4 protein-coding genes and 1 pseudogene are annotated in these 3,733 nt (G+C 67.3%); 4 read left to right on the forward strand and 1 reads right to left on the reverse strand.

Going from position 1 to position 3,733, the window contains the following annotated elements:
• The first annotated feature begins 127 nt into the window (after nucleotides 1-127).
• The 3 genes from G3N97_RS37330 to G3N97_RS37340 all read left to right on the forward strand — a co-directional run bounded on the left by G3N97_RS37330 (nucleotide 128) and on the right by G3N97_RS37340 (nucleotide 2,790).
• Entirely contained in the window at nucleotides 128-727 is a 600-nt protein-coding gene (locus G3N97_RS37330; RefSeq protein WP_346778178.1) for an N-acetyltransferase family protein, read from the forward strand.
• Between the two features lie 148 nt (nucleotides 728-875).
• The gene (gene tam, locus G3N97_RS37335; protein ID WP_205997773.1) at nucleotides 876-1,700 is read left to right on the forward strand and encodes a trans-aconitate 2-methyltransferase; all 825 of its coding nucleotides are present in this window, start codon (nucleotides 876-878) and stop codon (nucleotides 1,698-1,700) included.
• A 181-nt stretch (nucleotides 1,701-1,881) separates the two neighbouring features.
• A complete protein-coding gene (locus G3N97_RS37340) occupies nucleotides 1,882-2,790 on the forward strand; it encodes a mechanosensitive ion channel family protein (RefSeq protein ID WP_205997774.1) in 909 nt (302 codons plus the stop codon).
• Nucleotides 2,791-2,826: 36 nt separating this feature from the next.
• On the opposite strand, the gene G3N97_RS37345 is transcribed toward G3N97_RS37340, so the two are convergent.
• Nucleotides 2,827-3,378: a putative glycolipid-binding domain-containing protein gene (locus G3N97_RS37345; RefSeq protein WP_205997775.1), complete on the reverse strand. Its 552-nt coding sequence runs from the start codon at nucleotides 3,376-3,378 to the stop codon at nucleotides 2,827-2,829.
• Nucleotides 3,379-3,505: 127 nt separating this feature from the next.
• On the opposite strand from G3N97_RS37345, the pseudogene G3N97_RS37350 reads away from it, so the two are divergent.
• Nucleotides 3,506-3,733, forward strand: a pseudogene (locus tag G3N97_RS37350) (hypothetical protein); the annotation flags it as partial.

Below are 3,733 nucleotides of genomic sequence, written 5' to 3' on the forward strand. Positions count from 1 at the left end.
TAACGCACAGCGCAGGCGCAGCGCGGCTGACGTCGATTCGCGCGATCAACGCGTCGATGCGCATCGATACGCATCGCGTCGCGCACCCTTTCTGACGCACTTCATTTCGACGCGCGCGCAAGGCATAGTGGAGGGATGGGCCGCCGCCGCGCGGCCCCCAACCCGAGCCCTTCGCCGCCCGCTCATGAACGCACCGCACGCCACCGCGCCCTCGCTGCGCGACGCCACGCCCGACGACTTCGCTTCCATCGCCGCAATCTACGCGCACCACGTACTGCACGGCGCAGCCTCGTTCGAGGAAACGCCGCCTTCGCTCGACGAACTCCTGCGCCGCCACGCCGCCGTACGCGAACAGGGCCTGCCCTGGATCGTCGCCGAGATCGACGGCCAGGTCGCCGGCTATTGCTACGCCACGCCTTATCGGCCGCGCGCGGCGTATCGCTTCACGGTGGAAGATTCGATCTATATCGACGAAGCCTTTCGCGGACGCGGCCTCGGCCGCGTACTGCTCGACGCGCTGATCTCGCGCTGCGAGCAAGGTCCGTGGCGGCAGATGATCGCCGTGATCGCCGATCCGAAAGGCGGCTCGCTCGCGCTGCATGCGAGTCAGGGCTTCGAACTCGTCGGCACGCTGCGCGCGGTGGGATTCAAGCACGGAGCGTGGCGCGACACCACGCTGATGCAGCGCGCGCTGAACGCGGGCGCGGCCAGTCCGCCCAACGCGTAATCGCCAATCGTACGGATACCGAAATATTTTAAAACGGACCGCGTGAGAGCAGGCTTTCGCGCGCGAGTGGATTTCATTTTACGGATCGACCGTCCGCACCCAGAATAGGCGTATCCGGCTTGCACCATCCACTCGACAGGAGACGCCCATGCTGAACAACGCAGCGGACAAGACCACCACGCGCGACGGCTACGCGAAGCAATACGTGCAGTTCGAGGACGAGCGCACGCGCCCCGTGCGCGACCTGCTCGCCGCCGTGCCGATCGCGCCTGAACAAACGATTCGCACGGCCATCGACATCGGCTGCGGCCCGGCGAACTCCACCGGCATTCTGATGGCCCGCGTGCCCAACGCGCAGGTGAGCGGCCTCGACGCGTCGGCGGACATGCTCGACGCGGCGCGCAAACGTCTGCCGCAACTGCAATTCGAACTCGCCGATATCGCCGAATGGAGCGCACGCGGCAGCGATGCGCCGCGTTATGACCTGATGCTCGCGAACGCCGTGCTGCAATGGCTGCCCGACCACGACACGCTGTTTCCGCGTCTCGTGCAGCGTCTCGCGCCCGGCGGCCATCTCGCGATCCAGATGCCCGACAATCTTGACGAACCCGCGCACACGCTGCTGCGCGAGATCGCCGCCGAAACGCCGTGGGCGAGCCAGCTCGCGGGCGTGGCGCGCACCGAGCGCTTCGACGCGCGCCATTACTACGCGCTGCTCACGCCGTTGTGCGCGCGCGTGGACGTCTGGCGCACGACTTACTACCATCCGCTCGCGGGCGGAGCGGACGCCGTGGTCGAATGGTTCAAGGGCAGCGCGATGCGTCCGTTTCTCGCCGCGCTAGGCAGCGACGACGAACGCGCCGCCTTCACCGCGCGTTATCGCGAAGCCATCGCGCGCGCGTATCCGGCGCTCGATGACGGCGTCGTGCTGCTGCCGTTCCCGCGCCTCTTCATCGTCGCGACGCGAGGCTGACGCGCGTACGCGGCCACCGCGCTGGCATACCGTTCACCGCACAATCCACAACGTTCACGAACGTAAAACGTAGCGATCAAATAAAGGTCAACGCGCGAATCCGATCGATTCGCCCCGTAAAATAGGCCCTCTTTGCGCGGCCGGTCATGCACCGGCGCGCCCGACTTCGAGGACCGCCTCCATGCAATCGCTACTCGTGCACGTTCACCCGTCCAACTGGAGTTTCCTGTGGGACGCGCTTTCCGCCCTCGCACTGCGGCTGTGCGCCGCCGTCGTCATCCTGTGGGCGGGCTGGTGGATCTCCCGGCGCGTCGGCAACTGGATCTCGGGCCAGAGCGGCATCGACCCGACGCTGCGTCCCATCGTGCGCGATTGCGCGCTGTGGGGCGTGCGCCTCGTCGCCATCGTCGGCACGCTGTCGCAACTGGGCATCCAGACCGCGAGCATCGTGGCCGTGCTGGGCGCCGCCGGTCTCGCCATCGGCCTCGCGCTGCAAGGCACGCTGCAGAACATCGCGGCGGGCATCATGTTGCTGCTGCTGCGTCCGTTCAAGGTCGGCGACTATATCGATGGCGGCGGCGGCAACGTCGCGGGCACGGTCGAGGAAGTGAATCTCTTCACGACGCGCCTCACGAAACCCGACGGCATCTGCGAATACGTGCCGAACAGCGCGCTGTGGAGCAACTCGATCCGCAATTTCAGCCGTAATCCCACGCGCCGTCTCGACCTCGAAGTCGAAGTGTCCGTGCGCGACGACGTGAACCGCGCGATCGAGGCGCTGCGCGCGCTGGCCGCCGCCGATCCGCGCGTGCTGGCCGCGCCCGCGCCGCAAGTCATGGTGACGCGTTTCGACGACAGCACCGTCGTGCTCAATATCCGCGCGTGGTCCAACATCGACACCTTCTGGGACATGCGCTGGGCGCTCTCGCGTCAGGTGCGCCAGGCGCTCGCCGACGCGCATTGCGCGCTGCCGCTGCGCACGCGCGAACTGCATATCGTGCAGACGGGCGGCACGCAAACGGAAACGGAAACGCAAACGGAAACGCAAAGCGGGTCCGCGCAAGGCGCGACGCAACATCCCGCACGCTAGATTCATGCGATTGCCGCGCGTGTTTGAGGACACAAGTCAGCGCGCAGGCAAGCGCCGGAACAGCGTCGGATAATCGATCACGAGTCCGTCTTCGTCGACGCGCAATTCCGCCGTGAAATTGCGAAAAATGCCTTCGTAGCGATAGATTCGATCGGGCTCGATGCACGCGTAGGCCTGCGCGACGCGCGTCGCTTCGAGTCCGGGCGCGGCGATATAGGCGACGTCGATGGGACGCCGCTCGCCGCGCGCCAGACCGAGGCGGCGAATCGGCAAGGTGTTCGTGAACGGCGTCGCCGCGATGTCGATGTCGATGCAGCCTTCGATCGCGTCGAGCGCGCGGCCCGCGCCGTCGCGCCAGTGGCCGAGACCGTCGCCGTGCATCGCGAACGACGCGCCGCCCATCACGCGAAAGGCCGCGTACGTCACGCGCCATTGCGCGTCGCAATGCACCGTGTAGCAGAAGCCGTAAGCCTTGCCGTAACGTTGCCCGACCACCACGCTTTCCACGCGGATCGCGCCGCCGCTCGCATCGAACGCCAGGTGCTCGATGCCCTCGCCTTCCTCCGAAGCCCAACGCACTTCACGCATCGCTCGTCTCCCCGCCGCGCCGGGATGCGCGGCTGCGGCTATCGTAGCGCAGGCGCGGCGCGAACACGCGGCGCCGCAAATAGCGACTATCAACGCGCGCGCATGCGCAACGGCCGCTGCATCGCCTATGCTCGCGATGCGCGCCGGCCGACGCGGCATTGGCCTCGTCCGCGCGATTTTCGATGCCGCCTCCACGCCTTGCCGCACGACCGCCATGCTGACTTCCACGCCCGCGCCCGCTCATCCGGATGCCGCTTCCGCCCGGCTTGCCGCGCCGTTGCATACGCTTTTTCGCACGCTGTTGCGCAGCCTGGGCCAGATCGTGTTGCAGCGCCACGCGGGCACCGGCGCGAGC

This window comes from Paraburkholderia sp. Ac-20347 (genome assembly GCF_017104805.1).
Lineage (GTDB): Bacteria > Pseudomonadota > Gammaproteobacteria > Burkholderiales > Burkholderiaceae > Paraburkholderia > Paraburkholderia tropica.